This window comes from Streptomyces sp. (genome assembly GCF_031181705.1).
GTDB lineage: Bacteria > Actinomycetota > Actinomycetes > Streptomycetales > Streptomycetaceae > Streptomyces.
The window spans coordinates 1-7,059 of sequence record NZ_JAPSKN010000205.1 but is presented as its reverse complement, the minus strand read 5'-3'; the positions used below and the strand labels follow the sequence as shown (position 1 = coordinate 7,059).

The following is a 7,059-nucleotide window of genomic DNA, read 5'->3' as shown; positions in this document are numbered from 1 at the left end:
CCCGGCGCGGCTCACCGTCAGGTCTGCCGAGGCGCCGCCCCGGGGCCCGCCGCCCCGGCGCCAGAGGGACCGGGGCCGGGTGGACCGGGGCCCGTGGACCGAGCGGGCGCCGCCGGGGCGCGGGCGCCCCCCGGTCCGGCCCTTGCAGCGCGGCGCCTCACCCGTCCGGATCTCCGGTGTCAGTGGTCCCCTCTACTCTCGTCAGCGATGGCACACGCGTGGAAGTGCTCGGGGCTGCGGTGGTCCGTGGAAGGGCCCGAGTTGGTGTGGGAGGGGGGCCGGCGGAGTGCGCTGGCCCGGGGGAGACGCGTGGCCTTCGGGGTCGCGGAGGGCGGCGCGCGGACCTGTGCGGGGGCCCGGGGGCACGCCTGCCCCGTCGGGGCGGTCGTACCGGCGCGGAGTACGGGGGCCCGATGTGAACAGTGCGCGCGGCTGGACCGGGCGCACTCCGTGGCGGCGGACACCCTCGCCGACGACCCGCGGCCGTACCACGTGTACCTGGCGTGGTTCGGGCCCGGCATGCTCAAGGTCGGGATCACGGCCGTGGAGCGGGGCCCGGCCCGGCTCCTGGAACAGGGGGCCGTCTGCTTCAGCTGGCTCGGTGCCGGGCCGCTCATGGCCGCGCGGCGTACGGAGGAGCTGCTGCGGGCCGCGCTGCGGGTGCCCGACCGGATCCCCTACGCGCAGAAGCGGGCGGTGCGCGCCGCACTGCCGGAGGCGGCGGCCGACCGGGCCGGTGAGGTCGCCGCGCTGCACGCGCGGGCCGTCGCGCTCGCCGGCTGGCCGGAGTCGCTGGAGCGCAGGCCGCTGGACGTCGTCGATCACGTCGGTGTGTTCGGGCTCGCGGGCGTCCCCGCCGCCGTCGGGGAGGTGAGCGAGCTCGTCGCGGGAGGCGTGGTCGGCGGGGAGCTGGTCGCCGCCGCCGGGCCCGATCTCCACCTGTCGACCGGGGACGGTGTCGTCGTGCTCGACACCCGCCTGATGACCGGCTGGGAGCTGGTGCCCGCCCCGGGTGGCGGACTGACGGTGCCCGTACGGGAGTTCAGGGACGGGGCGGGCGTGCAGGACGGGCTGTTCTGACCCGTGCGGGCCGCCACAGCGGGCTGAGCCGGCCGCGGTGATCGCAAAGGTCGGTCCTCCCAGGCGTTCCCTGAGAGGCGCCTGTGGGTTTCTCAGACAAATCACAGGTGGGGGAAAGGGCGCTCTCAGAGGGCGTCGCCATCGTGTTCACATGACCACGACCTCGCCCCGGGGGCGCACCGAACTGCTGAGGCCGGACGGGAGCCCTGTCCGCGTGCTGGTGGTGGACGACGAGATGTCGATCACCGAGCTGCTGTCCATGGCCCTGCGCTACGAGGGATGGCAGATCCGGAGTGCCGGTGACGGCACGGGCGCGATCCAGACCGCGCGCGACTTCCGGCCCGACGCCGTCGTCCTCGACATGATGCTGCCGGACATGGACGGGCTGACCGTGCTCGGGCGGCTGCGCCGCGACCTGCCGGACGTGCCCGTGCTGTTCCTGACCGCCAAGGACGCCGTCGAGGACCGGATCGCCGGGCTCACCGCCGGCGGGGACGACTACGTCACCAAGCCGTTCAGCCTGGAGGAGGTCGTCGCCCGGCTGCGCGGGCTGATCCGCCGCTCCGGCGCCGCCGACCGCCGGTCCGACTCCACGCTGGTCGTCGGCGACCTCACCCTCGACGAGGACAGCCACGAGGTCACCCGGGCCGGGGAGAACATCCACCTGACCGCGACCGAGTTCGAGCTGCTGCGGTTCCTCATGCGCAACCCGCGGCGCGTGCTCAGCAAGGCGCAGATCCTCGACCGGGTGTGGAGTTACGACTTCGGGGGCCAGGCCAACGTCGTCGAGCTCTACATCTCCTACCTGCGGCGGAAGATCGACGCCGGGCGGGAGCCGATGATCCACACGCGGCGCGGTGCCGGCTACCTGATCAAACCCGCGGCGTCATGAGCGGACGGCGACGGCCGCGTCCACAGCGGCGGGCCGGCAGGCCGCGCACGCTGCGCACCCGGCTCGTCGTCGCGTCCGTGACGCTGATCGCCGTGGTGTGCGCGGTGATCGGGACCGTGACGACCCTCGCCCTGCGGTCGCATCTGTACGAGCAGTTGGACGGGCAGCTCGACGAGGTGGCGGCCCGGGCCGCGCTGAGCCCCCCGAAGGATCCCGGCCGGGACGACGGCCCCGCACAGCCGAAGCGGATCAGCCTCACCGAGTTCGTCACCAGGGGACCGCAGCCGAGCGGCACGGTCGCCGCCGAGGTTCGCGACGGGAGGATCGCGGACTCCGCACGCGGCGAGAAGTCCGAGGACACCTTCCAGCTGACCGCGAAGTCGCTCACTGCCGCCCAGACCGCCGCGCTCGCCACCGTTGCGCAGGCCGACGGGAGGATCGAGACCGTCGACCTCCCCGGTCTCGGCGAGTACCGCGTCGAGTACAAGTCCGGTGACAAGGGCAGCTACTACGTCGCCGTCCCCACCACGGACGTCACCGGAACCATCAACACCCTCATCCTGGTCGAGATCAGCGTCACGGCAGCCGGTCTTGCCGCCGCCGGACTGGCCGGTTCCGTGCTCGTCGGCGTCGCCACCCGCCCCCTGCGCCGGGTCGCCGCCACCGCCACCCGCGTCTCCGAACTCCCCCTGCACACCGGCGAGGTCAACCTCAGCGAGCGCGTCCCGGACTCCGAGACCGACCCCCACACCGAGGTCGGGCAGGTCGGCGCCGCGCTCAACCGGATGCTCGACCACGTCCACGGGGCGCTGCACGCACGCCAGCGCAGCGAGACACGGGTCAGGCAGTTCGTCGCCGACGCCAGCCACGAACTGCGCACCCCCCTGGCCTCCATCCGCGGCTACGCCGAACTCACCCGGCGCGGACGCGAGCAGGTCGGCCCCGACACCCGGCACGCCCTCGGCCGGATCGAGTCCGAGGCCGGGCGCATGACCCTGCTCGTCGAGGACCTGCTGCTGCTCGCCCGGCTGGACGCGGGACGGCCGCTGCGGTTCGAGCGGACCGACCTCGTCCCGCTGGTCGTCGACACCGTCAGCGACGCCCGCGCGGCCGGCCAGGACCACCTCTGGCGGCTCGACCTGCCCGACGAGCCCGCGCTCGTGGCCGCGGACACGGCCCGGCTCCAGCAGGTCCTGGTCAACCTGCTCGGCAACGCCCGCACCCACACTCCGCCCGGCACCACCGTCACCGCCCGCGTCCGGCGGCGCGGGCGGTGGCTGTGCGTGGACGTGGAGGACAACGGGCAGGGCATCCCGGGCGAGTTGCTGCCGCACGTCTTCGAGCGGTTCGCGCGCGGCGACTCCGCGCGCTCCCGCGCCACCGGCTCGACCGGTCTCGGCCTGGCCATCGTGCAGGCCGTGGCGACCGCGCACGGCGGTGCCGTGACCGTCGACAGCGTGCCCGGGCGGACCGTGTTCACGGTACGCCTGCCGGTGCTGCCGCGGCCGGACACCAGCCGGCAGCAGCACTCACAGGCACGCCACAGCGTCACCACATGGGCACAACAGGGCGCCTGACGACAGTCGGTTCCATGCGAACCGACTCTTCTCCCGGCACCCTGCCGGCGCGGGAGCACCTCCCGGCCGCACCAGCCGGTACGCCTGTCCTGGACGTAGTGATCCCCGTCTACAACGAGGAGAAGGACCTCCAGCCCTGCGTGCGCCGCCTGCACGAACACCTCGCCCGCACGTTCCCGTACGCGTTCCGCATCACCATCGCGGACAACGCCTCCACGGACACCACCTTGCGGGTGGCCCGCCGACTGGCGGCGGAGATCCCCGAGGTGACCGTCCACCGGCTGGAGCAGAAGGGCCGCGGCCGGGCCCTGCGCGCCGTCTGGTCGGCCTCGGACGCGCCGGTCCTCGCGTACATGGACGTGGACCTGTCCACCGACCTCAACGCCCTGCTCCCGCTGGTGGCGCCGCTGATCTCCGGTCACTCGGACCTCGCGATCGGCTCCCGGCTGACGCGCAGCTCCCGCGTGGTGCGCGGCCCCAAGCGGGAGTTCGTCAGCCGGGCCTACAACCTCATCCTGCGCGGCTCCCTGCAGGCCCGCTTCTCCGACGCCCAGTGCGGGTTCAAGGCCATCCGCCGTGAGGTGGCGCGGGTGCTGCTGCCCCTGGTCGAGGACACCGGCTGGTTCTTCGACACCGAGATGCTGGTGCTCGCCGAGCGGGCCGGGCTGCGCATCCACGAGGTGCCGGTCGACTGGGTCGACGACCCCGACTCGACCGTGCACATCGTCAGGACCGCGACCGACGACCTCAAGGGCGTGTGGCGGGTGGGCAGGGCCCTGGCCACCGGGTCGCTGCCGCTGGACCGGCTCACCCGGCCGTTCGGGGACGATCCGCGCGACCGCGAGATCGAGGACGTGCCGAAGGGGCTGGCCCGCCAGCTCGTGGGGTTCTGCGTGGTCGGCGCGCTGTCCACCCTCTTCTACCTGCTCCTCTACACCGGCTTCCGGGCCTTCACCGGCTCGCAGGCGGCCAACGCGCTCGCGCTGCTGGTCTCCGCGGTCGCCAACACCGCGGCCAACCGGCGGCTCACCTTCGGGGTGCGCGGGCGTGGCGGGGCCGTACGGCACCAGGCGCAGGGCCTGGTCGTCTTCGGTATCGGTCTCGCCCTGACCAGCGGCTCGCTGGCCGCGCTGGGCGCGGCCACCTCCGAGCCGGCCCACTCCACCGAACTGGCGGTCCTCGTCGCCGCCAACCTCGCGGCGACCGTGCTGCGCTTCCTGCTCTTGCGGGCGTGGGTCTTCCCCGACCGGCGCGAGGACGACTCCCGCGTGTCCGCCCGCGGGGGCGACGCCCCGGCGGGCCCGTACGACACCACCGCGTTCCGCGCCGGTGAGGTCGCGGACCCCTGGCGGGACGCGACCGTGCAGCTGCTGCCGGTGCGCCCGCACGACACCGATGCGAGGGACCTGCGATGACCGTCCACCACGACCAGCGCCCCGACGCCGGAGCAACACGTCCCGAGACCAGGCCGGGACCGCCCGCACCCCCGCCCGGCCCCGGGGCCGGCGCCCCCGTGCGGCCCCTGCCGCGGCGGCTGTGGCGCGGCCGCCCCGAGGACCCCCGCTGGGCCCGCCCGGCCTTCCTCGCCCTGCTGCTGGTCACCACCGCGCTCTACCTGTGGAACCTGAGCGCCTCCGGCTACGCCAACTCCTTCTACTCGGCGGCGGTGCAGGCGGGCAGCCAGTCCTGGAAGGCGTTCTTCTTCGGCTCGCTGGACGCGGCGAACGCCATCACCGTCGACAAGCCCCCGGCCGCGCTGTGGCCGATGGCCCTGTCGGTGCGGCTGTTCGGACTCGGCTCCTGGTCGATCCTCCTGCCCGAGGTCCTCATGGGCGTCGGCACGGTCGCCGTCGTGTACGCCGCCGTGCGGCGCCGGTCCGGCCCCGCGGCCGGCCTGGTCGCGGGCGCGGTGCTCGCGCTCACCCCGGTCGCGGCGCTGATGTTCCGCTTCAACAACCCGGACGCGCTGCTGGCCCTGCTGATGGCCCTGGCCTGCCACCTCGTCGTCCGCGCCCTGGAGGACGGCCGCACAAAGTGGCTGCTGTGGGCCGGTGCCGCGATCGGCTTCGCGTTCCTCGCCAAGACCCTCCAGGCCTTCCTGATCCTCCCGCCGCTCGCCCTGGTCTACGGCGTCTGCGCCCCGGTCACGGTGCGCAGGCGGATCGGGCAGCTCGCCGCCGCCCTGGCCGCGATCGTCGTCTCGGGCGGCTGGTGGGTCGCGATCGTCGAACTCTGGCCCGCCTCCTCCCGCCCCTACATCGGCGGCTCGCAGAACAACAGCTTCCTGGAGCTGACCTTCGGCTACAACGGGCTGGGCCGCCTCAACGGCGAGGAGACCGGCAGCGTCGGAGGGGGCGGCGGGGGCGGTGGCGGGTCCTGGGGCGAGACCGGCTGGGACCGGCTGTTCGGCTCCGCCGTCGGCGGCCAGATCTCCTGGCTGATCCCGGCCGCGCTGATCCTGCTCGTCGCCGGTCTCGTGGCCACCCGCAAGGCCGGGCGCACGTCGGTGACGCGCGGTGCGTTCCTCGTCTGGGGCGGCGCGCTGCTCACCACCATGCTGGTCTTCAGCTACATGCAGGGCATCTTCCACGAGTACTACACGGTGGCCCTCGCCCCCTACATCGCCCCGCTCACCGGCATGGGCGCCGCGCTGCTGTGGGAGAGGCGCACCAGGGCGTGGGCGTCCCTGACCCTGGCGGCCGCGACGACGGCGACCGCGGCCTGGGGTTACGTCCTGCTCGACCGCTCCTCCGACTACCTGCCCTGGCTGAGGTGGCTGGTCCTGGCCGGCGGTCTCACGGCGGCCCTCGGCCTGGTCTTCGCCGGGCGGCTCGGGCGCCGGCTCGCCCTGGGCGCGGCCGGGCTGGGCCTCCTCGCCGCGCTGGCCGGACCGGCGGCGTACACGCTGACCACGCTGGACGAGGGCCACACCGGCTCGATCGTGACGGCGGGCCCGTCGGTGGCGGGCGGCCGGGGCGGCCCGGGCGGCGGTGGAGCTCCCGGCGGCCAAGGCCCCGGCGGCGGCTTCCCGGGCAGGGGCCAGAACCAGCAGGGCGGAAACCAGCAGGGCGGCCAGGGCTTCCCCGGCGGTGGCATGCCCGGCCAGAACCAGAACCAGAACGAGAACCAGAACGCGCAGAACGGCGACGGCGGCGGCATGGGTGGCAGGGGCGGCATGGGCGGCGCCGGCGGCCTGCTCAACGGCGCGAGCGTCGGCACCGAGGCAAGGAAACTGCTGGAGACCGACGCCGACCGGTACACCTGGGCGGCGGCGGCCATCGGAGCCCAGAACGCGGCGAGTTACCAGCTGTCGACCGGGGAGCCGGTGATGGCCATAGGCGGCTTCAACGGCTCCGACCCGTCCCCGACACTGGCCCGGTTCCAGCAGTACGTGGCGGACGGACGGATCCACTACTTCATCGCCTCCGGCACGGGTGGCGGCATGGGCCGCAGCGGCGACGGCACGTCCGCGCAGATCACCTCCTGGGTCGAGGCCCACTTCAAGAAGGT

5 protein-coding genes are annotated in these 7,059 nt (G+C 74.2%); all 5 read left to right on the top strand.

What is annotated here, in order from left to right; all coding sequences use genetic code 11:
• The first annotated feature begins 207 nt into the window (after positions 1-207).
• Positions 208-1,080, top strand: a complete 873-nt coding sequence (locus RIN80_RS25400) for a DUF2797 domain-containing protein (RefSeq protein WP_309097978.1) — start codon at positions 208-210, stop codon at positions 1,078-1,080.
• A 151-nt stretch (positions 1,081-1,231) separates the two neighbouring features.
• Positions 1,232-1,972, top strand: coding sequence for a response regulator transcription factor (locus RIN80_RS25395; RefSeq protein WP_309097977.1), 741 nt, complete (start codon positions 1,232-1,234; stop codon positions 1,970-1,972).
• Entirely contained in the window at positions 1,969-3,549 is a 1,581-nt protein-coding gene (locus RIN80_RS25390; RefSeq protein ID WP_309097976.1) for a HAMP domain-containing sensor histidine kinase, read from the top strand. The genes RIN80_RS25395 and RIN80_RS25390 overlap by 4 nt, the downstream gene beginning before the upstream one ends.
• 14 nt (positions 3,550-3,563) lie before the next feature.
• On the top strand, positions 3,564-4,964 hold the full coding sequence (locus RIN80_RS25385) for a bifunctional glycosyltransferase family 2/GtrA family protein (protein ID WP_309097975.1): 1,401 nt from the start codon (positions 3,564-3,566) through the stop codon (positions 4,962-4,964).
• The coding region (locus RIN80_RS25380) for a glycosyltransferase family 39 protein (protein WP_309097974.1) at positions 4,961-7,059 on the top strand (2,099 nt) is incomplete at its 3' end. The genes RIN80_RS25385 and RIN80_RS25380, both read left to right, overlap by 4 nt.